Below are 22,475 nucleotides of genomic sequence, written 5' to 3'. Positions count from 1 at the left end.
TCGACTTACGGATCTCTGGAACAACACCTATAATCTCGTTTTCGTTCGTATTTTCAATAGAGAAATATCAGTAAAAGTATTATGGCAACTGCAGCAAAAACAACTGGCGCAAAAAAATATTCGGCTGATGACATTGAAGTCCTGGAAGGGCTGGAGGCGGTCCGGCGTCGTCCTTCAATGTATATCGGTGGCGTTGATATCCGAGGGCTGCATCATCTGCTCTGGGAAATTGTTGACAACTCGGTCGACGAATATCTGGCCAAAGAAGCCGATACCATCATTGTCACCCTGCATAAAGATGGTGCATCCTGCAGTGTGAAAGACAATGGTCGTGGAATTCCCGTCGACAAGCATTCCAAAACCAAAAAGTCTGCTCTGGAACTGATTCTGACCACGCTGCATGCCGGCGGTAAGTTTTCCGATAAAAACTACGCCCGCAGCGGTGGTTTGCACGGCGTCGGCTCGTCCGTGGTGAATGCTTTGTCTTCCGAGATGATTGCGACAGTCGTACGCGATGGCCACCAATACATGCAACGGTATAAAAAAGGAAAACCGACGACACCCGTTAAAAAAGTGAAACCATTCCGCGGTCATGGAACCGAAATTTATTTTCGACCGGATGATGATATTTTCCGCCGCGTGCATTTCAACGCCGACACGATCCGCCAGCACCTGGAAGACGTCGCCTTTATTCATGGCGGCTTGAAAATCACCTTCCGCGATGAAGTCAAAAAAGAGACGCATGAACTCTCGCATCCGGAAGGAATTCGTGGCTACCTGGAAAAACTGACCCAGGAACAACAGAAAAAACCGGTGCACGAACAGCTGTTCTTCGCGGAGAAAGAAGATAAGAACATCCGCGTGGAAGTCGTCTTAAGATGGACCGATGCCACGGATGAGCAGATCCGCAGTTATGTGAACGGGATCCGCACTCATGCCGGTGGAACGCACGAAAGCGGACTGCGCTCGGGGATTGCCAAAGCGGTCAAGAATTATATGGACGTGCACAATATCAAGCACAAAGGATTGGCGATTACCACCGATGACATTCGCGAAGGCGTGCTCTGTCTGATTTCGGTGTTCCATAATGATCCGATGTTTCAGGGTCAGACGAAAGAAAAGCTGAATAACCCTGAAGTCGCTGGCTTTGTCGAAGGGATCGTCCGTCCGTTGCTGGAAACCTGGTTGAATCAGAACCCGAGCATTGCGGATGCCGTCGTAGGTCGCATCGTGCTGGCAGCACGGGCGCGGATGGCCAGTCGCGATGCCCAGAAAGAAGTACGGCGGAAATCGGTCACGAACCGCAAATCGACGCTGCCCGGCAAATTGCTGGACTGCCGCTCCAATAAACCGGAAGAATCAGAACTGTTTCTGGTCGAAGGTCTGTCAGCGGGTGGGACCGCGGCGATGGGGCGCGACAGTCGCATTCAGGCTGTGCTGCCACTGCGAGGTAAAGTGTTGAATACCGAATCGCTGGCCATCTCCAAAATCATGGGGAACCAGGAAATCAAGGATCTGGTGGAAACACTGGGAACCGGGATTGGCCCGAACTTTGAGATTATGAATCTGCGCTACAACCGCATCATCCTGCTGATGGATGCCGACAGCGATGGTTACCATATCAGCACGCTGCTGCTGACATTTTTCTTCCGGCATATGCGGGAACTGATTCGTCAGGGCAAGCTGTTTCTGGCACAGCCGCCTCTGTACTGCATCAAAGTGGGCAGCGAGAAGCATTATGCTCAGGATGATGTCCAGAAGGAAGAGATCGTCGAATCGCTGGGGGCCAACCGCAAGTTCGAGATTGGTCGCTTTAAAGGCCTGGGTGAAATGACGGCCAGCGAACTCAAAGAGACTACGCTGGACCCCAAACACCGCGTCTTGCTGAAAGTGGATATCGACAGCCAACTGGATGCGGACGCCACATTCGCACAACTGTTCGGCAAAGATGCCAGCCTGCGTTACGACCTGATCATGCAGGAAGCGATTGAAGCAGACGACATCGATTATTGATATCGTCCACAGCCCAGTCTATGTAAAAAAAGAGGCGAATCTATTCGATTCGCCTCTTTTTATTTCTGGTCAGATCTGGAATGTCTGACTATTTCACCGAAGCGGTTTCTGCCGGTTCGGGTGGCAGAGGCAGCTTGCTTTCATTCTTTTCGACTGTCGTGTCGTTACCGACGGTGATCGTCAACCAGCCATCGTTGGCTTTGATGCCAGTGATGTCCAGATAGACGGTGCGGTTTTCCAGTTTGGCTTTGACCTGTGAATCTTCAACACGATCTGGAAATGCTTTTTCCATTTTGTTGCGAACCACGCCGGCACGAGCAATCTGAGAAGCAATCCGTTCTGGTCGAACGACGGGCGATGATTTAACATCTCCGCGGGTGATATGAATTTTATCACCGTCGACATTGAAGTGCAGAGGAACTGTGATGACCTGAGTCGGCACAGCGGTTTCGCCCTGCTGTTCAAATCCACAACGCAGGATCAGATTCAGTGTATTGTCTGTAATCTGTACGCGAATGGGATCGTGATCATCGAAGGCCAGGATATTGGGTCCTTTATCTGGATCAACGGGAGGTCGTTCCAGTTTAAATTTACGTCCCAGAACATCTTCAATCGATTTTTCAAATTCGGTGATCAGGTCCTGATCGGTAATTTTACGGCCTTCCAGGTTCATCCGGGAGAGGCTGTTATTCATAACCGATTCATGCAGCTGCAGGACAACGCTTTCGTCGGCAGAGATGGTCAGTGGTGGCGAATTGGCAGCCAGTTCACCGGTATCCATCAACCGGGTTCGAATGTAAAGATGGGTATCAGTCGAAGCGTAGCTGCGGGCGGATGGAAACAGACCATTATCACGCAGACGCTTATTCAACTTGCCATCGACTTCTTCATTGGCGCGGCCGATGCGTTCGTCAACTTCTTCATCGAAACGGGGACGAACCCGATCTCGCACGCGTTGTGCGGCGATCGCTTCTGCTTCGCCTTTCAGTTCTGCAGTGCGACGGTAAGCCATGTTGCGACCAATGCCAGCCAGCAGAGGAATACGATCCAGTTTGGTGCTGGCACCGACGGTGGTGTTATTGGCGGCGACTTCGACCCAGGCAGGCTGAGTTTCGAACAGATCGCCATCAAAGTTAATTTCTTTGGTACCCCAGATCTGATGATGGCCTGATGTGTAAATCGTGGCCTGGCTGGTTGTACCGGAAGTTTCGCTGTTAGTGAAACCGTTCAGGGTTAAATCAAATCGCAGGGTTGAATCGCTGGGTTTGAAATCGACGCCAATTTCTGTAGTGGTGGCCTGATTTCCGGTCACATATGCACCCAGGATGCAGTCGACGACAGGTCCGGTTTCACAGGTACTGTCATTGATCAAACGGTTGATGAAGTCTTCAGCAACCATCACACGCAGGTTATAGTTGAAATAATTGTTTCGCAGAGCTGTGGTCAGTGGTTCCAGGCCGCCTGAAAGTTCCTGACGCAACAAAGCATATGCTTTACGTGCTTCAAATGAGTTCTTGTTGCTTTCTGATGCTTCATATTCTTCAAGGTTACTGACCAGAGTCGTCAGCTGCTTGCGAACTTTACCAGCATCAATCTTGGTCGCACCTGGCTTCGAATCAGCCAGGAACGCCCGTACTGATTTTTCCAGGTTCTTGAACTGAGGACGGTTGAAGAATTTTCGCTGTTCTGCATCGGTTAAAGCACCCCGCTCTTCAAATTTCTTTTGGAGCGATTTCAGCAGATCCATCAGTTCCACTTCGGAATAGCTGTTTTTCAATTCTTTCTGCAATGAATTCAACTGCAGGTAGTCGACCCAGCCGTTTCCATTATCCATGGTAGCCAGGTATTTTTTAAGAGCAGCAGTGGCCTTCGCCAATTTATTCTGCTGGGCTTTCAACTGGGCTGCTTTGACGGCAGCAACATCGACCTGCAGTGTTTTCAAAACGGCATCCGCAATTTCCACGCGACGCTGTAAACGACCGGTGTAATCAGCGAGAACTGCCTGGCCTTGTGCATCCTGGATCTTCGTCTGTAATGCTGCCAGTGTCTGCTTCTGCTGTTTCAGAGTCAGGTCTGATTCGTAGAGCTTGGCCAGCAGATCACTCACCTGCTGATCCCATGTTGCCCACTTGCCTTCAAGTCCTTCCGGTGCTTCGGAAAGATCTTCTGGAACTTCGGGTGGTAAAATGCCCTGCAGACCCACGTCTGCTTTTTCCGGCTTCTTGTCTTCCACAGCCATTGTGGTTGTGACAACCAATGCCAGGCTGGCTAATCCTAAAACTGCCACGCCGAGCACACCAAAATATTTTTGGTTCTTTCTGGTTCGGTTTGATTCCTTGAGAAGCATATCTGATCTCACTCCGTCGACAAAGGGATTCGAATAACGGTCGCCACCATTCACAAGAACGCGGGACACCAAGGCCCTCATTAATGGTAGTAGGGGTGGAAACTACCGTTGTAAAATAATTTATCGTCATTTAGCAGCAGGAAATGTGTGTTGAATTCATACATCCCTGCTCCCAATCAACTATTCAAGCATCAATATCTGCAAAACCCTGTCCACAGGGATCTTTCAAAAACAATATTTTAAGATTGCAGAATTCCCACTGTTTTTGATGGCGAAAATCAGGGCTGGAGATTCTGGCCAGGCATCCCATGCCCCGAAATCGTTAAAGTCGGGCAGCCAATTTCTCAAGCACATCATCACATCATCTCTGCGCAGTTTAGTGGACCCACAAATATTGTGCAATCAACCAAAGCGGCTTGGATTCGCAACATTACCAAAACATGCGAATGTTCACTATTACAGTGCCCTGAGTCTGCTTTTCGCCCTGTTGCTGCCTGTGATATCCCCTGCTGGTTTCTGTTAAGTGATTCAGATACAGATTCGGGCTGAATAATCGCGGGGTTCGATTTGGAATTTGGGGAGCGGGAACGTACATTGGTGGTTTCAGACAATAAATCCATTTCAATGTTTAGAGCGCATCACATTTAACCATAGCGTCACTCAATCTATGATACTCGGTCCAAATGGCTCTGGAGCCGCTACAGTAAAACTGGACACAGTTTAAAAGGATTTTCACTTGGATTTTCAGCAGGTCCTGACTCCACCTCAATTCGCTGCCGTCTCGCATCACCAGGGACCATTACTGGTCCTGGCGGGACCGGGCTCAGGAAAAACCCGTGTGATTACCCACCGGATCGCCTCGCTGATTCATGCGCACGTACCCGCTCATCAGATTCTGGGAATTACTTTCACCAACAAGGCGGCGGATGAAATGGGCGAACGGGTCAGGCAGCTGATTCCCGATTCGCGCGTGGAGATTTCCACCTTTCATAAGTTCTGCGTCAAAATCTTGAGACGTTACGGACGCGGCGTGGGGTTGGACAGTAACTTCTCGATTTTTGACACGACCGATCAACATCAGTTAATTCGTTTCGTACTGAATGAATTAGACATCGATACCGTGGCCTATAATCCATCGACCATCGCATCAATGATCAGCCGTGCCAAAAATGACCTGATCACCGTTGAGCGATTCGTCGAAATCTATCAGGAATCGGTGGGCGATCACCTGCAGGCCGTCGCGGCCCGCGTATATCCGATGTATCAGAAACTGCTGCTCGAATCCAATGCCGTTGACTTTGACGACTTATTACTGCATGTCGCCAGCCTGCTCAAAGGCTCCCCCGAGTTACGGGCGACACTCGATGAACGTTATCAATATATTCTCGTAGATGAATATCAGGATACGAACCTGGCCCAGTATCAGATCGTAATGGGACTCTCGCTCAACACGCGCAACCTGTGCGTCACTGGTGACCCGGACCAGTCAATTTATGGCTGGCGCGGTGCGAAAATTGAAAACATTCTACAGTTCGAACGGGATTTTCCCGACTGTAAAACGATTCGACTCGAACAGAATTTTCGCAGTACGAAAGAAATTCTCCGCGTCGCCGACGATCTGATTTCTCACAATCAACGCCGCAAAGCCAAGTCGCTGTTTACGGAAAACCAGGACGGTTCTCCGGTCGAGCTGCTCTGTTTTCAGGATGAAAGGCACGAAGCAGACGATATCGCGAGACGCATTCGCAATGCCATCGATCAGGGAGACCATGCATACACAGATTTCGCCATTTTTTACCGGGTCAACTCGCTTTCGCGTGAACTGGAGCTGGCGCTGGCCCGGCATAAAATACCCTACCAGCTGGCGGGCAGTGTCGCCTTTTATGAACGCACGGAAGTCAAAGACCTGCTCTCCTACTTGAAACTGGTCAACAACCCCGACGATCGCATCGCGTTCTCACGTATTGTCAATAAGCCCCTCCGAGGCATCGGCAAAACAACGCAGAATAAACTGATTCGCTGGGCCGACGAGCGCGGGATCAGTCTGCTGGAAGCCGCCCATCAGGCAGCAGACTGCCCGAAACTTTCCAAACGGGCAGCGACCATGCTGGCGCGGTTTGCCAAGATGATCAACGGATTTTCGATGGCCGATTCGGGAGCCGTCGCGCATCTGATGGAAAATATCATCGATAGTACGCGGTTGGTCGACAGCTGGAAAGAAAGTCCGGACGAAGATGATCAGCAACGGATTGCGAACGTCAACGAACTGCTCTCCACTGCCAAAAAGTATGATGACATCTACGGTGAAGAAACGACACTGGAAGGTTTTCTGGAAGTCAGTACGCTGGCCAGCGCGACGGACCAGCTGGATGCGGACGCGGGGCGTGTGACCCTGATGACGCTGCATGCGGCGAAAGGACTGGAATATCCGGTGGTGTTTATTATCGGTGTCGAACAGAACCTGATTCCGCACGAACGGGTGCTGCGTGAAGAACTGCGCGACGGACTGGAAGAAGAACGCCGCCTGTTTTTTGTGGGAATCACCCGGGCGGAACAGTGCCTGTATCTGACCCAGACACGTGAACGTTCAATGCGCGGTCGTCCGTGGAGAACCATCACCAGTGACTTCCTCAAAGAAATCGATGTAAAGCTCAACGATCAGACGACTGATGAACTGTTTGAATCCCGCTCGCACTTTGATGAATTTGTGGAATCCGTCAAGCGAGGCGAGATTGACACCGCCGCTTTGAAGGCAGCCAATCCAAAGCGTCCTCTGTTGATGACCGGCGCGGACCTCCTCAAGGATTCACCACAGGCCGCTGAGATTCCGCAGGGTTTCTCGGTCGGCATGCGGGTCAGACATCCGCGCTATGGCGTAGGAACGGTGATGAGTATCAGCGGTTATGCCCGCAAACGGATGGTGAATGTCCTGTTTGACGATGCAGACGAACCGCAAACCTTTGTCGCCGCGCACTGCCCCCTGCAACCGCTAGGACTGCGATAACCCGACGCTGGTTCAAGGGGATCATGGCTGCATGCCGATAAAACTGATTGGCGCCTGCCATTAATTCTACTGAAGAATAAACTGGTAGTATCGCAGTCTTTCAGCAGGTCTGATTCACTTAACCGACTTCGGGTTCTCTCATGCCGCCACGTAAACGACCACCGGCGAATTCCAGATTCCAGGTCCGCAAACCGGCGGACCCTGGTGTGCATCTGGAGCCATTCCTGCATTATCTGGAAGCAGAATGCGGGATGGCAGCGAATACCGTTTCCGCGTATCGCTCGGATATCGTGCAGTTTCTGGACTGGTACCGCGCACAGAAACCGGTTCCATTGAGTGAAGTGGATCTCGCTTTTCTCTCCGGCTACCTGCAGCATCTCAATCGGCGCAAACTGGCGGCGACGACTGTTTCGCGGCATCTGGTCACGATCAAGCTCTTCTTCCGCTACCTGGTACTGGAAGGCGTGCTCGCAGAAAGTATCGCCGACCTGTTGAATTCGCCCAAGCTCTGGAAATATCTACCGAAAGTCCTCAGCCCGGAAAAAGTCAACCAGTTGCTCTCCGCTCCCTGCCGCCAGGATCGTTATCCGCTCCGCGATCGGGCGATTCTGGCAATGATGTACGCGACGGGCTGCCGCGTGACAGAGATTGTGACCCTGCCTTTGAATGCGGTGAAGCTGACGGAAGGCTATGCCCGTTGTGTGGGTAAAGGGAACAAGGAACGCATGGTGTCATTGAATCCGGTCGCGGTCGCCGCGGTGGAAGCCTACCTGCGACACGAACGGCCCGACATGACGCGACGTAATACCGCAGAACAGGCGTTATTTCTGAACCGGGGAGGCAAGCAGTTATCGCGGGTCATGGTCTGGAACATCGTCAAGAAAAATGCGGCCCGCGTGGGCTGCAGTAAAGAGGTCAGTCCGCATACGCTGCGTCACAGCTTTGCGACCCACATGATGGCTGGTGGAGCTGAGATCAGAGCGTTGCAGGAACTGCTGGGGCATGCAAATATCCGCACGACTCAAATTTACACGCACGTCGATCACAGCCGCCTGAAAGCCGTGCATCAGATGTATCATCCGCGTGGCTGATTAATACGGGTCCATCAGCTTGCCATCGCTGCGATTCCCCAATTGCTCAAGCAAGCCGGGATCGATATTCTCGGAAAGGAAGCGAACGGAACCATCGCCCAGTCCGATGTGGGCACCTCCGACATGGTAGCTGCCAAACCCGCCGACGTTTAACAGCGGGTCGACGGGATGCTCTTCTACAGGGTCGGGATTATTATTGCTTCCCCAGGAACCTGTAAATTTTGGAAGATCTCGGTTAATGGAACCGGTATTCCGCAAAGTGGCGCGGGTACCAGACAGCCAGCCCAGGTTCGTATCGTCGTAGAGATGCTCGCCGATAAAAATTGTATTGCTGCTGCCATCTGTGATTTGATCGTAGCTGATACTGCTGTTTAAAAACATGACCCCGGAATTATTGGCGTCAATCGGCGCTTCATTGGCGTTATAACAGGCCGCGTAGTTTGTCTGAAACAAGGAGAGATTATTGTCGATGGGCACCATTAGAACAGCCTCTTTGGGATCAGAAGGGCAGCTTAGAAACGAAATCGGTCTTTTGCGCACTTCATAATTGGCTTCGGCATATACGCTTTGTTTAAAGTCAATATGCCGATAAACAATCGCCTGATCCACAAACGGCGTGAGTCCGCCGAACCAGCCCATGTCATAACCTTTGGGTTCGTTTTTGATCGGCCCGGTCTGGTTATAAACACCCGCAGGCAGGACTTCGAACGCCATTTCATAGTTCTGCAGCGCGAGGTTGATCTGCATCAGATTGTTTTTGCACTGCGTACGTCGGGCCGCCTCGCGCGCCTGCTGTACTGCAGGCAGCAGGAGTGCAATCAGAATCGCGATGATCGCAATCACGACCAGTAGTTCAATCAGTGTGAAACCACTACGCTGCTGACTCTGGCGACAAGGGGAAGCAACCTTATTCATCTTCTGTAATTCCTGAAAGAATAATACCATATCACTTTAATAGCAGTTAATTTATAAGTACGGAATACTGACCGATTCAACGTGGTCATAAAATAATTTTTTTCGTTCTGGTAATCGTCTCGGTCTGGTTGTCAGGATATTTTATTCGTGCCTGGATCGACAGTCGACGATCTGCTTCCCCCTCCGGTTTCAATACTATTTCTGCGGAAGCAGCATAACGGGTTCCCAGTTCTTCCGGATCAATCTGCCAGACTTCTCCCCGGTATTCGGGATTCGTCAAACGTTGCTGTGCAGCGCGCTCCAGAGCCGACTCGACCAGCCAGTCTGCCTGGACCAGCAACTGCTCCTTCAGCATTTGTCGCCTCTGCAGCAATGTCGATTTCAGCAGTGAAGCCATCACCAGTGAAATTAATAGCAGACAGACCATCACAATCACTAACACCGCTCCCCGGCGTGTTTTCTCGGCCTGAGATCCTGTAAATGCTTTGTAGTGGAGACGCATAAGATTGACCCTGTCACTCGGTTTTATTTGTTTCTTTTTCTGGTTGTTTCAGCTTAAGATTCGCCAAACGGTAATCATACCCGATGGTGGAAATGATGGATAATTCCTGGACGGCTGGTCTCCCGGATTGACCTGAGTTACCCTTGTTTTTGCTTAATATCCGTCGTAAAGGATCGGGTTCTTCAATGGATATTCCTGCTCGATGCAGTCGCTGCTGTTCAAAAAAAAGAGCGTGGCTCCCCTCAGGCAGATAAAAAACATCACGGTGCGCGACTTCACCCTGGCTGGTGACGACTCTGAAAATCTGATGTTGCTCGATACGATATTGCACACTCTGATTGTCCGCCTTTTGAAGTATGATTTCTGTCCCCCCCGCTCCAGGAAACCGGGCATCAACGGCGGCATGAATATCTGCCCGAAACAGATGGGAAAAGCGCTGGAACGAAGACCCCAGCCAGGCAGCTTTGCTGGTTTCGCGTTCGGCGCGGAGCACGGTATGTATGGTCGTCATACTGATGCCCATCAGCACCGAGGCGATGCCCATGGCCACCACGACTTCCACCAGTGAAACTCCCGGAGGGCAGCCATATTGTCTGATCGAAATAGTAAACCCGCGTTGCTGCATTACTCTTGTTCCTTCGGAGAGACCCAGGAAGTAAGCCTCACCGGCATCGCTTTGATTTCCTGCTGGTTTTTCCAGCCCAGCTGGATCCGAATTTTTTTCATCTGTTTTACATCAGCCGCATCTCTGACTGTGATTTGCAAGCTGGCATCAGGCAGCTGTCTGATTGCAGTTTCCGATAAAGCAAACTTATCCACAGTCGACTGCTGTACTTCATCAAATGGTAAAGAGACCACGCGTTCCATCAGATTTTCCACTTCCACAATCGCTATCTGTCTGCGTTCGGTCTCCCTGCGTTCGCGATGTACCCAATAGATCGCTGGTACTACAATCATGGAAACGGTCATCAACAGCACGCCCGCCACCATCATCTCCACCAGAGTAAATCCGCGGCGCCGACATCCCGGTGATGCAACACGACTTGAACAGGCTCTGTTGTTCTGAATTTGATTTCTCACGTTTCAACCGTAATCTGAGTTTAAGACAGGGCATCCATGATCGTTACCAGTGGCAAAAACAATCCGACGACGAATATTCCCACTAAACAGCCCACGCTTAGTATAAAAGCCGGTTCCAGATATTCCCGTATCAGCGCCAGGCGATAATTGATGCGCCGCTCAATCCCTTTGGCAATCGCTTTGAGTGCCCAGCTTAAATTTCCCGCCCGCTGTGCTGACTGTAACAGACGCACTTCACTGGGTGTCAGCAGGCTATAGTCATGCAGTGACGTCCAGCAATCGTTTCCTTTATGGATATCATCCAGAATGGCTCCAAAGCGGGCAGACAAATATGGATTTTTCGTGGTATGTGACAAGGACTCAAATGCCCCCAGCAGGGGACGCCCGGATTCGGTAGTGACATGTAGAAACCGTAAGACATCCGGCGCAATTAAACGGGGATAATAACGCCCGGAAATAAACCGCGGACGCCAGCCATTTTCCAGGTAACCGGTATGGCGGAGCCTGAGATACAGGATCAAAAGAAACAGTAAGACTGGAATAATTAACAGAGAGTAAGTGACTATCAGATCCGCAGTATGGATGATCGACAGCGTCAGATCCGGTAATTCCATGTTGAAGTCATAGAAAATCTTTTTGAACTTGGGAATGATCCAGTAACAGATAAACATGAAGACCAACGCCATGATGACAAAAACGGTACACAAATAGGCCCCGATTCCGGGACGCAGGTAATCCCGTTCATTGCGCTGCTCGGCACAGACTTCCGCCGCCAGGGAAAGCGCCGAAGGCAGCGTTCCTGATTCGGCTCCCGCTTTGACGAGAAAGAATGCGTTGGCAGGAATCACATACGGAATTTTTTCCAGTGCCTCTGCCAGCGGAACGCCACTGCGCAGCAAGTCCACCAGACGCATGATCTGGTACCGCCAGTGGCCTCGAATGTCCTTTCCGAATGTTTCCAGGACATCAATTAATGGAAGTTGTTTATCGGCGGCGATCGCCAGAATCCGCAGTAATGCCACCTGTTGAGAATAAGAAACACGCCCGAAGGATAGAATCGAACCGAGTGATGACGAACGTCTTACGTTGCCATAAATTCGATTCAGATTTTCGAAATGGGGTTTCTTATCCATGAGTCTTTTAACGCGACAGCCGTTACTCTAAGTTGAGGAATACTAAAAAAGAGGTTGTTGACGCCGGATGATTCAGTTCAGCCAGTATAGTAATTGAATTAAAGGGGCCAGCATGGCGATGAACAGAAAGCCCATCAGAATACCACAGAAAATGATCACCAGTGGCTCAACAACCGACGAGAAAAAAGTAATGCGGACCCGTGTCTGACTGTTTAACATGTCGGACAGTGCATTCAGGATTTCCACTGAATAGCGGGGTCCCTGATGGGAAGTGGCGCCCGACTGACTGGCCAATGTCTGCAAAAACGTGGCCGGGAATATTTTTAGTGATTCCAGGGAGGCAATCTCTGCCTGTCCGTTGGAAACCGATTCCGAAAACTGTCGGCAGGCGTTACGGATTTCATAATTACTGGAACTTTCTCCTGTCATCTTGAGCGCTTCGAGAAACGGGACTTGGTTATCGACCAGCAAAGCCAGCAGATGGGAAAAACGTGAGACAGACAGTCCGCGGAGCAATCCGCCAATTAATGGGAGACGATATATTATTTTCTGCGACCACATCTGGCCGCGTTCTGTTTTCATCAACATCAGATAGGAGCCGGCGAGCATCAGTCCGGCAGGCAGATACCACCACCACTGTGTCCGCAGAAAAATCGAAAGTTCAAACAGTCGGAGAGTCACCCATGGCAACTCGATTCCAAAATCAAAATAAATTGATTCGAAGGCAGGCAGGATCCAGAGCATGATGCTCAGGAGCATCAGCATGGCAAACACCATCAGGATTAATGGATAGCTAAGCGCCATCAGCAACTGGCTTTTCATCTCGGAGAGCTGTCGGGTATGGGCGACATAGTCCGCCAGGATCTCGCTCATCTTCCCGGAACGTGTGCCGGCATTCACCAGTGCGCACAATTCGCGGGGCGCCCGGGAGGTAGCGAGCACCGTTTCCAGATCGTTGCCGGCATCCAGCTGTGAAGCCAGGTTCTGGACAGCAGTGCGAAGGCGCGGATTTTCGATTTCATGCGAAACCGCTTCCAGTCCGGTCGACAAAGGCAGCCGCGCACGGGTCAGGTCAGACAGGTGATCGGAAATCACATCGTAATCGCGGGATGACAGTTTCTGACTGCCTGTAGAAGCTGTCGCGCCAGGCATGGAAAAAGCCAGCTCTGATTCTTCCTCTTCGATCCGTTCAATTTTAAGATCCTGGTCCTGCAGGCGACTCGCAACTTCATCCCTGTCTGCGGCATGAATGCGGCCGGAAACATGTTTACCTTGTGAGTTGATTCCCTGGTAACGATACCAAATCATCTGACAACCATCCCGCTACACCCCTGATCCCTGCAATCGTTAAAACCTGACCCAGAACAATGACCTCTCACTCTAAGAGCCTCAAGGTTGGGCTAATTGTTTAAGCATGTCCGAGAACGGAAGAAATAATACCAGAGAATAGCATAACACCGTACCTCCGCCGATGATCGCGCCGGTAAAGATCGGAAACAAAATGCGAAACCAGCGTGTATAGCTGGTGGCTTTTCTCCGATACATATCTGCAGCATTTTTGAGGGCCAGACTGAGTTCCCCCTGGTGATTCTTCGTTGTCAGCAACCAGGTTAATAACGGAGGCCAGCCATATTCTTTCGTGGTGATGCCTGTTTCCGGCTGTGCATGCAGATGCCGCTCCGCCATCAGGCTTGCTGATTTCACCAGCTGGTCATCGCCGGTCGCTTCCGCAGCCAGAACCACCGATTCGGCAAAGGGAATGTTCTGTTGAATCAACAATGACATCAGTTCAGAAAAATTGCCGTACCGGTAATAGTTGGCAATCTTCTGCACACCGGGAATCCAGCCGATCAGGCGACTGGTCCCTTTGAAATTCAGCAACTGCGAACTGCCCGTCCTCATCCATAAGATGGCAAATAGAAATAACAGCAACGGTGGAACTACGCCCCAGTAGACGACCGTGGACTGCATGGAGTTTAACAGCTGTAGAGGCTTTGATTCCCCGAGTTGAAAAATATCATAAGCGGCATTGAACCGCGACAGCACTTCAAACAGAAAAATCATAAACAGCCCGTATGCCAGGCTGAATACAATCAGCGGGTAGACCATCGCCATGCCGATCTGGCGGCGCAGGTGAAACAGTTCCCAGGCATAGTTCGACATTTCTTCCAGCGCAACTGTCAACTTGCCCGACTTGATGCCTGCTTCCACGATCACCCGATACACGAGGGGAAAGCTATCGCCTTCCGCGGCCATCGCCTCTGGCAGCGTACTGCCCCGCTCCATTCTGATTGCCAGGTCAGCGGTGATTCGCCCGAGCCGATCCGGGAGTTCGTTTCCCATTTCGCGGAGCCCCAGTTCCAGGGGAATCCCGGCTTGCACGAGTGAAATGATTTCTTCGTTCAATGCGATCAGCTCATCGAGCTCAAAGCGGGTTTTGCTGGTCGCCTTCGATTCAGGATCGTCTCTTGAATTCATCTTGATACCTGCTTTTGACAGAAACGATTAATACTGCGTGATATTTTCATTCGTATTTCAGAGCATAAAAACCGGTCGCCCGTTAACCATTATTTCGCGTCACGCCCAGAACCCGACGCACTTCCGCCGGGCTGGTGAGCCCCTGATTTACGGCCTCCTGTGCACGATCCCACTGGGTTCGCATGCCCGACTGAATGGCCAGCTGATGCAAGACCGTGGCATCAGCCCCGTTTAAGATGGCATTCGCCACCTCTGTCTGGCCAGGCTGCAACATCTCGGTGAGGACCATGCGTCCCTGGTAGCCGGTCTGACCGCATTCCACACAACCAACGGGCACTTTCCAGTGTTCGACATCCAGGCCCATGCGATCTTCGTCGGCCTGGGAAAATTCCGCACAGGAACAGAGCCGCCTGAGCAATCGCTGGCTGAGAATCGCCAGTAATCCGCTGCGCAGCAGATACGGTTCGATCCCCATGTCTGACAGGCGGCTTACCGCTTCTGTCGCGCTGCCGGCATGAAATGTGGTGACGACCAGATGCCCTGAGAGCGATGCCTGGAATACGGTTTCCGCGGTTTCACGGTCGCGGATTTCACCCACCATAATGACTTCCGGGTCCTGCCTGAGCAGGGAACGCAGCCCCAGGACCATATCAAAGCCCGCAGCCGGATTCACCTGTGATTGCGCGACCGTGGGCACGACGACTTCAATCGGGTCTTCCAGTGAAGCCAGACTGCGAGATCCTTGAGACTGGTGGATGATCTCGCGCAGGCAGGCATAGATGGTGGTTGTTTTCCCGCTGCCGGCCGGGCCCGTCATTAAGATGACGCCCCCCGTCTGTGTCAGCAGGCGCTGCAGTTCAAACAGGATTTCGCCGGGCAGATTCAGGCTTTCCAGATGTTTGTACTGTCCAGAACCGACGAACAGTCGGACCACCACTTTCTCGCCATAGAGCGTGGGAAAGGTGCTGATGCGTGTTTCGACTGCCTGCTCACCTGATTGTCGCAGACGGCCTTCTTGAGGGACATCCGTGCGATAGGTCAGCAGATGTGACAGCACTTTCAGTCGCGAGGTCATTCGCGGAGCCAACTCGGATGAGAAGTTCGCGATATGATGCAGCACGCCGTCAATCCGCCAGTCCATCCGCATTTTACTTTCGGAAGGCAGCAGGTGAATGTCGCTGGCGTTGCAGTCCTGGGCCTGATTCAAAATCAGATTAACCAGTTCGGTGACATACTCCGGATGATTCTCGGGTTTCTCAGGCAAGTGTTCCTGGAAATGTTGGGACAAACTCTCCTGCATTAATCGCCTCGATGAAAGATCTGCTCTATCGTTCCTGCACGCTCATTGCGAAACTGAACAACGGCATCGACGAGCCCCCATTCACCCGAATGTTTTAATGTGGCCTGCACCGAGTTCCAGTCTGTCTTGATCTCCATGGACTGGCGGGCGACGGTGGAAATGCCTAACACTTCATTCCCTTTCCTGTAGATCGCTTGGGACCAGCCCGGAGCCTGAATAGAAGTGGAACCGGAATCGCGCAGATACCAGAACAGACTGCAGCAGACGAAGAACATGCTGCAGACAATCCAATTTCGCTGGCGTTGCCTGCGATTCCCTGCCTGCTGTGCCGCTTCCAGAACCCGCTGACGGTGTCCGTCGCGCAGGGGAACGGCAGCGCCGGCACCGGCCTGCAGCAACCGTTCTTCCAGTGAATTGTGCTCTTCGAATTCAAACATTAATATCCTCATGCGTCACGGGACGCAGGTAATTATCTAACTTCTGGAGTGCATAACGATAACGACTGGCCACAGTATTCGGCGATTCATCCAGCACACTGGCGATTTCTGCAAAAGTCATGTCTTCCCAGATCTTCAAGACCACGACTTCTGACTGATTGGTTGGCAGACGCTTTAAGGCCTTGCGAATGACTTGCGCCTGGTCGTTCTCTTCTACAATTTCTTCATCTCGCGCCCAGAGCTGTCGGCATTGAGCAAATATCTGAAATGGCTTCCGCTTCTGCAGAATCCGTAACGCTTCATTGCGGGTCACCCGTAACAGGTAAGCCCAGGGTTGTTGTGCCGAAGCCAGAATTTTCGGCTTCATGGCGATCCGCACCATGGTGGCCTGAATCGCATCTTCCGCATCCGGCATATTCCGGGTCACGGTCACCGCATAACGCACCAGTCGCTCTGAAGTCAAATCGTAGAGCGAACCCAACCGGTCGACACCCTGATCGTGCAGATCATTGGCACAACATCGGATTTGCGCTGCAAATTTGACTGGTGACAGTTGCTCCACGATGGAATTCAATTCTTCAAAGCTTCAGAAAAACTCTGATTCTCACTGCTGAGTCACAGCAAGAATGTCCTGACAGAACTGCCAGGCTAGAATAACAAGTAAACTTCGTGTGAATTTAGCACAAACATGAGCTCCATACTTGTGTTGGTTCGGACTGAAAAATAACAATGACAGTTCACCCGAATTTCCACACAGTTCCTATTAGACCTGATTTGCGATATTATTTGTTTTGCTTTTCCCCGAATTTTTGATGTTTTTCCAAATCCGGCGGCATACATTTATCGTAAGCCTTTATTTATCAAACAGATACTGCTTTCATGTTTTTGTGTCCCCCTCATCGTGCCTTCCTGAAAAACAGTCCGCGTCTCCCCTCAATTCGCAGCAATGAGGAGTTACCGGATGGCGTCTGAAAGTACGCCTGAGAATCAGGCTGTGGTACTGATTGGCATGCCCGGATCGGGAAAGTCGACCGTGGGGAAACTACTGTCTGAACAGACAGGTCTTCCCTTCCTGGATACAGATGCATTAATCGAAGCCGGGGAGTCAAAACGGCTGGCCGAGATCATTTCGCATCACACCTCTGAGGGTTTCCGAAAAATTGAGGCAACATATGTGCAATCGATCCAATCAGCAGGATCGGTAATTTCTACTGGTGGAAGCGTCTGTTACAGCCGCGAAGCCATGCAACATCTTCGCAGTCTTGGTACCATAGTCTGGCTGGATGTGTCACCTGAAGTACTGGAGCAACGGGTTGCCGATGCGTTCGACCGGGGTGTGTTGATTGAACCGGGAACAACGTTGGCCGACTTATACGACAGTCGATTCCCACTGTATGAACTGTATGCACAACTGAAAATTGAGGCTTCAAAGCTGACGGCAGAGGAAGTTGTTTCCCAGATCTGTCAGCAGTTGAATCTCTGATCACAATCATAAACTGATATCACACACTTATAGTAATGAAGAACGATTGCAAGCCGATGTTACCCATTCAAAACGTCAACATTCATGATTCCGTCCGTCTGGTTGCACCACAGGAATTGAAAGACACTTATAAGCGGACCGACAAAGTCACAGAGACGGTTGGCGAATCGCGCGAACAGATCAAACGGATTCTCTCGGGAGAAGACCATCGTCTCATCGTGGTCGTCGGGCCCTGTTCGATTCATGATCCCAAAGCCGCCCTCGAATATGCCGCCCGTTTAAAAGAACTCTCTTCCAAAGTGGACGACCGGATGTTCCTGATCATGCGGGTCTACTTTGAAAAACCACGCACGACCGTCGGCTGGAAAGGCCTGATCAACGATCCGCACCTGGATGGCACCTTCGATGTCTCTTCGGGATTGAAGATCGCCCGCCAGCTGTTGCTGCAGATCGGCGAACTGGGCATACCCGCCGCAACCGAAATGCTGGAACCGATCACGCCTCAATACATTGCCGACGCGATCTCCATTGCTTCGATCGGTGCCCGCACGACCGAATCGCCGACACACCGCCAGATGGCCAGCGGACTCTCAATGCCCGTCGGTTATAAAAACGGTACAGACGGCAGCCTCGACGTCGCGTTAAATGCGATGCTCGCCGCGCAGAGCCCCCACAGTTTTCTGGGGATCGATGCGGACGGCCAGACCTGCGTGGTCAACACCAAAGGCAATCCCTGGGGTCACCTGATTCTGCGTGGCGGACGTTCGGGTCCGAACTATCAGCGGGAGCACCTGGAAGAAGCCAGCAAGAGCCTGCAGGCCGCCGGCCTGTCACCCCGGTTCATGGTCGACTGCAGCCATGCGAATTCCAACAAAGACTATCGCAACCAGGGAAAAGTCTGGAATGAAGTCATCGACCAGCGCGTCGCCGGCAACGATACGATTATCGGCCTGATGCTGGAAAGCAATCTGCTTCCCGGCAATCAGAGTCTGCCTGAAGATTTATCGCAGCTCCAGTACGGCGTCTCCATCACCGACGAATGCATCGACTGGGAAGAAACCGAAACCCTGATCCTGACCGCACACGAAAAGCTGTCGTAAGTAGTTCAGAACCGGAATCCGCCGTTACTTTTTCTGTTGAGCGGCCTGCAGTAAGCTTTCAGCCAGTTGCTTTTCTTCTGGTGTAAAAGCGGGTTTCAGGTTTCTTACGAACTCAGGTTTCTCCTCAGACGTTGGTTCTGAAGCAACCCATTGATAAGCCAGCAGCGGTATCGTGCGTGAAAACGGCATGGGGCGTCCCAAACGTTGCGTCGAAGTCGTGGCCTCTTTTAATGCTGTCAATGACAAGACACGCTCACCTTGTGCAGCAAGCTCTGAGGCAATCCGATATAAGATCGATTCCTTCATCTCGTCATATTCGATTTGCTGTGCGATCTTCAGCGCACCATTGACTTGACCTGCTTTCAAGAGACCGGAAGCCACCTTCGCGACTGCAATGCGCCTGCTGTCCAGCATGGGAATCTGCTGCACGACCTCTTGCGCCTGTTTTGATTCCCCTGTCTCAGCAAGAGCAATCGCCACTTCCATCAGGTAAGTTGACTGATCTCGGGAACCATCAATCAACGGAGCAATTTCCAGTGCCTGCTCAAAGTAACCTGTCTCAATCAGCAATATTGCAAGCGACCGCAGAAACCAGGGTCGACGATGTAAAAAATTGATTTGTTGAACCACTTCCAGAGCCTGACTTCCTCTACCTGCTTTTGCAAGTTCCAGAGCAATCCCCTCCAGCGCTTTAAACCTGGTTTCCTCATCAGTAATCTGCCCAGTTATCGTACACGCCTGATTACAGGCATTTGACTTCGCCAATATTAAAGTGATCTGCTGGAGTGCCTGCGATTGAGATTTTCGATTTTTGATTGTCTCCACAAAGCCCAGGGCCTGCTCAACATCCCCGGTTTTCGCAATTTGCCCTGAAATGGAAATTATCGTTTCTTCACGGAGATCGAGATTCGCGATTTGTTGTGCCACTTCGACAGCCTTGTTACTGTCTCCCGATCGCGCGAACGCTTTCGCATACAGATGCAGACGTTGCTCATGCCCTTCGGAATCTTGAGCTTGCGGAAGTAATTTCTCACCTTGAACCAGGTAGGGTTTCGCCCGCAGGAATGCTTCTTCAGCCAGCAGAGCCCAGGCGATACCACAGTACGCTTCCGCCTGCTCGCCCGCAGCGGGTATCTGCTCCGCCTTGTTTAATGCTGCGTTTAAATCGTCAATCGTTCCATTTGCGACCAGCTGGTAATACTGAGGGAAGAGAGATTTTTCAGGTTTGCTATCCGTTTTCTGCGCGTCCGTGCCAAGTACACTTCCGACAGTTAATGGCCTCCTGATTTTTGTCTGCTTAACTGATCCGCTGGAATCCTGCTCTTTTAGTTGAGAAATAGTCAACGTCCGGTACATCAACGCCGCCCATTCCTCGGGGGTCTCCCATTGCGGGGCAGGAACCGTTGAGGTCTCCCCTGTTTGTTGGGCGTCTGACGCCACGGGATCAGCTTTGGGTTTCTCCACGGACACACTTTCGGCATCTTTTACCGGCGGCTTCACCTGCTGACTGCAACTCGCCAGGATGAAACCTGCCAGCGCAATCATTCCGTAGCGCAATGTGCGAGAATACTGCGATTTTGTTAAAGCTGTCAGCAGTCGCGTTGTACTTTTCATCAGAGATCCTGATCCTCGACTGTCAATTCAATGAAAGTACATCCTCTCAAACTCACCACCCTCTGAGTACCGACTTACTGCAGCGCTTTAAGAACCTGTTGGGCAAGCTGGTTTTCTTTCGGCGTGAACGTTTTTTTCATTCTGAATACGCCATCAATGGCCTGTCTGGTTTGATCCTGATCAAGTTCCATCGCCAACACAAGCAGCAAGAGATTGATATCCGGTTTTTCCTGATTCTGCTCAGCCATAGAGATTGCCTGGCTGAGTGCCTCTACCGCCTGCTCTGCATTTCCCGCTACCGCCAACGTGGATGCGATTTTGATCAAAGCCTCACTTTTCGTTTTCAGATTGATGATTCGATTGACAAGGACCCTGCTCTCTTCCAATTTTCCTGCCTTAGCCAGATCGACGGCAAGAATTCCCTGATAATAATCGTAGAGACTCTTGTCTTTAATCAGTTGAAACAATTTTTCTGAATAAGCGACATCGCCTGTTTTTCTCACTTCTCCAGCAATTTTACACAGGCAATAATAATAGGTGTAAGGTTCGGTTATTTTTCCAGCCACTTTCTCGGCCTCCTGAAAGTCTCCCTGTTCAGCGAGCGTTCTGGCAATGTCGCTGCAGGCATCGGATTTATCCCGCGCGGTTTTTATTTCTTCTATCATTTCCAAAGCCTGTTCCAGATGCCCTTCCCTGGCAAGTGCAATCATCACATCTCTGCTGGAAAGATCGTTTGCTTGTATCAATCGATGATTCTGCATCAGTGTGAGCGCCTTTGTCCCCTGCCCCGCTTCAGCGAATGCGAGGGCGATTTTGCGAGCGAATATTTCTTTGCTCTGTTCTTCAGTAAGTTGCGGTAACAGTATCAGTGCTTTGTCGGGTTGGGCGTTCTCCGTCAACATGGAAATTATATCGCCGAGCATTAGTTTGCGGACGGTTTCATCTTCCATGTCTTGGAGCTGTTTCAACACTTCCTCAAGCTCCCCTACGTTTGCCTGAATCAGCAGTGCTCCCGCTTCGACCTGCTGCTTACGTTCCGGATCAGTGACGAGTGGCAATGCATCCAGAGAACGCTGCATCGTCTCGAGTGCCTCTTGTTTCTTCCCGACCTCAATGAGCGCACTGGCAATCCCGATCAGGTAAAATGCCCTGGATTCCTGTTGTGGAAGTGCCTCAATGTACTCAACGGCTTCTGCTGTCTGATCTGCTCCGACCAGTCTCCGCGCCAACCGGTTGATGGCGAATTCTTTGAGTGATTCATCTTCAATCTGATCAATCATAGACCGGACCCGGTCAAACCGCCGTAATCTACCTAACGTAGAAACGATCCCCAATAATGTGTATTGGATCCTGATTTCGTTCTCCGACCGCTCAATCAGTTCCATGCCCTGCTGAATTTTTCCCGCCTTGATCAGTGTCTCTGCAAGTCGACCCAGCGAGGTCTGCTTTTGTGATTCCACCTTCAGACCTTCTGCAATCGGGAGAGCCTGATTGACAGTGCCCAGCGCCTGATCATTCATCCCGGCTTCCAGCTGGGCGGCTGCGATCTGGTTCAGCATGTGGACGCGCACGAACGGATTGTCGATGTATAGTACCATCTTCAGCGCCCATTCTGTGGGGGACTGCTGAGCAGTTGCAGCGCCCGGATTGGGAGAGTCAACAGGTTCCGCAGCGTTTTCCGTCGACCTGTTATCCCCTGCCTCTTCGGCACCAGCATTTCTCGAACTCGCATTGCTGGTGGCAGGAGCAACCTCCGACTCCTGACTCCCCTTACAGCCTGGGAACATTCCCACTGTAATCAACATCAGTATAAAAACTCCCCAGCCAGGGGTGCGCTGGAAACGATGCTGCCTGAAACGGAGAGCAATTTTCCACTCCATGTTGAAATGACTTTGAAACTGATGTGAAAGATTCATATGACACCTGCAAGACAGGCTCTAAAATAGCCGACTTATTCTATTTTATTCCATCCAACTTA

The 22,475-nt window shown here is 51.2% G+C and carries 18 protein-coding genes; 5 read left to right on the top strand and 13 right to left on the bottom strand.

Going from position 1 to position 22,475, the window contains the following annotated elements; all coding sequences use genetic code 11:
* Positions 1-81: 81 nt before the first annotated feature.
* Positions 82-2,013, top strand: a complete 1,932-nt coding sequence (locus tag Pan161_RS00465) for a DNA gyrase/topoisomerase IV subunit B (protein WP_145223654.1) — start codon at positions 82-84, stop codon at positions 2,011-2,013.
* A gap of 88 nt (positions 2,014-2,101) precedes the next feature.
* On the opposite strand, the gene Pan161_RS00460 is transcribed toward Pan161_RS00465, so the two are convergent.
* Positions 2,102-4,429: a coiled-coil domain-containing protein gene (locus Pan161_RS00460; protein ID WP_145223653.1), complete on the bottom strand. Its 2,328-nt coding sequence runs from the start codon at positions 4,427-4,429 to the stop codon at positions 2,102-2,104.
* A 667-nt stretch (positions 4,430-5,096) separates the two neighbouring features.
* Between Pan161_RS00460 and Pan161_RS00455 the strand changes: the two genes are divergently transcribed.
* A complete protein-coding gene (locus Pan161_RS00455; RefSeq protein ID WP_145223652.1) occupies positions 5,097-7,364 on the top strand; it encodes an ATP-dependent helicase in 2,268 nt (755 codons plus the stop codon).
* A gap of 140 nt (positions 7,365-7,504) precedes the next feature.
* A complete protein-coding gene (gene xerD, locus Pan161_RS00450; protein ID WP_145223651.1) occupies positions 7,505-8,455 on the top strand; it encodes a site-specific tyrosine recombinase XerD in 951 nt (316 codons plus the stop codon).
* Here xerD and Pan161_RS00445 read toward each other — a convergent pair whose 3' ends face one another.
* The 10 genes from Pan161_RS00445 to Pan161_RS00400 all read right to left on the bottom strand — a co-directional run bounded on the left by Pan161_RS00445 (position 8,456) and on the right by Pan161_RS00400 (position 16,874).
* Positions 8,456-9,370: a DUF1559 domain-containing protein gene (locus Pan161_RS00445; RefSeq protein ID WP_145223650.1), complete on the bottom strand. Its 915-nt coding sequence runs from the start codon at positions 9,368-9,370 to the stop codon at positions 8,456-8,458.
* A gap of 85 nt (positions 9,371-9,455) precedes the next feature.
* Complete coding sequence (locus Pan161_RS00440; protein ID WP_145223649.1) at positions 9,456-9,872, bottom strand: hypothetical protein; 417 nt, start codon at positions 9,870-9,872, stop codon at positions 9,456-9,458.
* 13 nt (positions 9,873-9,885) lie between these two features.
* Positions 9,886-10,497 (bottom strand): PulJ/GspJ family protein, encoded by a 612-nt coding sequence (locus Pan161_RS00435; protein WP_145223648.1) that lies wholly within the window; start codon positions 10,495-10,497, stop codon positions 9,886-9,888.
* Positions 10,497-10,952, bottom strand: coding sequence for a type II secretion system protein (locus Pan161_RS00430; RefSeq protein ID WP_145223647.1), 456 nt, complete (start codon positions 10,950-10,952; stop codon positions 10,497-10,499). The genes Pan161_RS00435 and Pan161_RS00430 overlap by 1 nt, the downstream gene beginning before the upstream one ends.
* Before the next feature lie 20 nt (positions 10,953-10,972).
* Complete coding sequence (locus tag Pan161_RS00425) at positions 10,973-12,085, bottom strand: type II secretion system F family protein (protein WP_145223646.1); 1,113 nt, start codon at positions 12,083-12,085, stop codon at positions 10,973-10,975.
* 72 nt (positions 12,086-12,157) lie between these two features.
* The gene (locus Pan161_RS00420) at positions 12,158-13,393 is read right to left on the bottom strand and encodes a type II secretion system F family protein (protein WP_145223645.1); all 1,236 of its coding nucleotides are present in this window, start codon (positions 13,391-13,393) and stop codon (positions 12,158-12,160) included.
* An 81-nt stretch (positions 13,394-13,474) separates the two neighbouring features.
* Positions 13,475-14,563 carry a type II secretion system F family protein gene (locus Pan161_RS00415; RefSeq protein WP_145223644.1) on the bottom strand — a complete coding sequence of 363 codons (1,089 nt, stop codon included), beginning with the start codon at positions 14,561-14,563 and terminating at the stop codon, positions 13,475-13,477.
* 82 nt (positions 14,564-14,645) lie between these two features.
* Complete coding sequence (locus tag Pan161_RS00410) at positions 14,646-15,851, bottom strand: GspE/PulE family protein (protein ID WP_232103572.1); 1,206 nt, start codon at positions 15,849-15,851, stop codon at positions 14,646-14,648.
* 11 nt (positions 15,852-15,862) lie between these two features.
* A complete protein-coding gene (locus tag Pan161_RS00405) occupies positions 15,863-16,300 on the bottom strand; it encodes a hypothetical protein (protein ID WP_145223642.1) in 438 nt (145 codons plus the stop codon).
* Complete coding sequence (locus Pan161_RS00400) at positions 16,293-16,874, bottom strand: RNA polymerase sigma factor (RefSeq protein ID WP_197995617.1); 582 nt, start codon at positions 16,872-16,874, stop codon at positions 16,293-16,295. Before Pan161_RS00400 ends, Pan161_RS00405 begins: the two co-directional genes overlap by 8 nt.
* Positions 16,875-17,261: 387 nt before the next feature.
* Between Pan161_RS00400 and Pan161_RS00395 the strand changes: the two genes are divergently transcribed.
* Together Pan161_RS00395 and Pan161_RS00390 are read left to right on the top strand one after the other, a co-directional pair.
* Positions 17,262-17,783: a shikimate kinase gene (locus Pan161_RS00395; protein WP_197995616.1), complete on the top strand. Its 522-nt coding sequence runs from the start codon at positions 17,262-17,264 to the stop codon at positions 17,781-17,783.
* A gap of 56 nt (positions 17,784-17,839) precedes the next feature.
* A complete protein-coding gene (locus Pan161_RS00390; protein WP_145223640.1) occupies positions 17,840-18,883 on the top strand; it encodes a 3-deoxy-7-phosphoheptulonate synthase in 1,044 nt (347 codons plus the stop codon).
* 24 nt (positions 18,884-18,907) lie between these two features.
* Here Pan161_RS00390 and Pan161_RS00385 read toward each other — a convergent pair whose 3' ends face one another.
* Complete coding sequence (locus tag Pan161_RS00385) at positions 18,908-20,497, bottom strand: tetratricopeptide repeat protein (RefSeq protein ID WP_145223639.1); 1,590 nt, start codon at positions 20,495-20,497, stop codon at positions 18,908-18,910.
* A gap of 74 nt (positions 20,498-20,571) precedes the next feature.
* Positions 20,572-22,302 carry a tetratricopeptide repeat protein gene (locus tag Pan161_RS00380; protein ID WP_145223638.1) on the bottom strand — a complete coding sequence of 577 codons (1,731 nt, stop codon included), beginning with the start codon at positions 22,300-22,302 and terminating at the stop codon, positions 20,572-20,574.
* Positions 22,303-22,475: the final 173 nt, after the last annotated feature.

Source organism: Gimesia algae (assembly GCF_007746795.1).
GTDB lineage: Bacteria > Planctomycetota > Planctomycetia > Planctomycetales > Planctomycetaceae > Gimesia > Gimesia algae.
Note: the sequence above shows the minus strand (reverse complement) of the source record. Positions and strands in the feature narration are given on the sequence as shown.

Excerpts from the sequence above, each read along its gene's own strand:
- Pan161_RS00465 (WP_145223654.1), top strand. The coding sequence starts at position 82 with ATGGCAACTGCAGCAAAAACAACTGGCGCAAAAAAATATTCGGCTGAT.
- xerD (WP_145223651.1), top strand. The coding sequence starts at position 7,505 with ATGCCGCCACGTAAACGACCACCGGCGAATTCCAGATTCCAGGTCCGC.
- Pan161_RS00445 (WP_145223650.1), bottom strand. The coding sequence starts at position 9,370 with ATGAATAAGGTTGCTTCCCCTTGTCGCCAGAGTCAGCAGCGTAGTGGT.
- Pan161_RS00440 (WP_145223649.1), bottom strand. The coding sequence starts at position 9,872 with ATGCGTCTCCACTACAAAGCATTTACAGGATCTCAGGCCGAGAAAACA.
- Pan161_RS00435 (WP_145223648.1), bottom strand. The coding sequence starts at position 10,497 with ATGCAGCAACGCGGGTTTACTATTTCGATCAGACAATATGGCTGCCCT.
- Pan161_RS00425 (WP_145223646.1), bottom strand. The coding sequence starts at position 12,085 with ATGGATAAGAAACCCCATTTCGAAAATCTGAATCGAATTTATGGCAAC.
- Pan161_RS00420 (WP_145223645.1), bottom strand. The coding sequence starts at position 13,393 with ATGATTTGGTATCGTTACCAGGGAATCAACTCACAAGGTAAACATGTT.
- Pan161_RS00415 (WP_145223644.1), bottom strand. The coding sequence starts at position 14,563 with ATGAATTCAAGAGACGATCCTGAATCGAAGGCGACCAGCAAAACCCGC.
- Pan161_RS00405 (WP_145223642.1), bottom strand. The coding sequence starts at position 16,300 with ATGTTTGAATTCGAAGAGCACAATTCACTGGAAGAACGGTTGCTGCAG.
- Pan161_RS00395 (WP_197995616.1), top strand. The coding sequence starts at position 17,262 with ATGGCGTCTGAAAGTACGCCTGAGAATCAGGCTGTGGTACTGATTGGC.
- Pan161_RS00390 (WP_145223640.1), top strand. The coding sequence starts at position 17,840 with ATGTTACCCATTCAAAACGTCAACATTCATGATTCCGTCCGTCTGGTT.
- Pan161_RS00385 (WP_145223639.1), bottom strand. The coding sequence starts at position 20,497 with ATGAAAAGTACAACGCGACTGCTGACAGCTTTAACAAAATCGCAGTAT.
- Pan161_RS00380 (WP_145223638.1), bottom strand. The coding sequence starts at position 22,302 with ATGTTGATTACAGTGGGAATGTTCCCAGGCTGTAAGGGGAGTCAGGAG.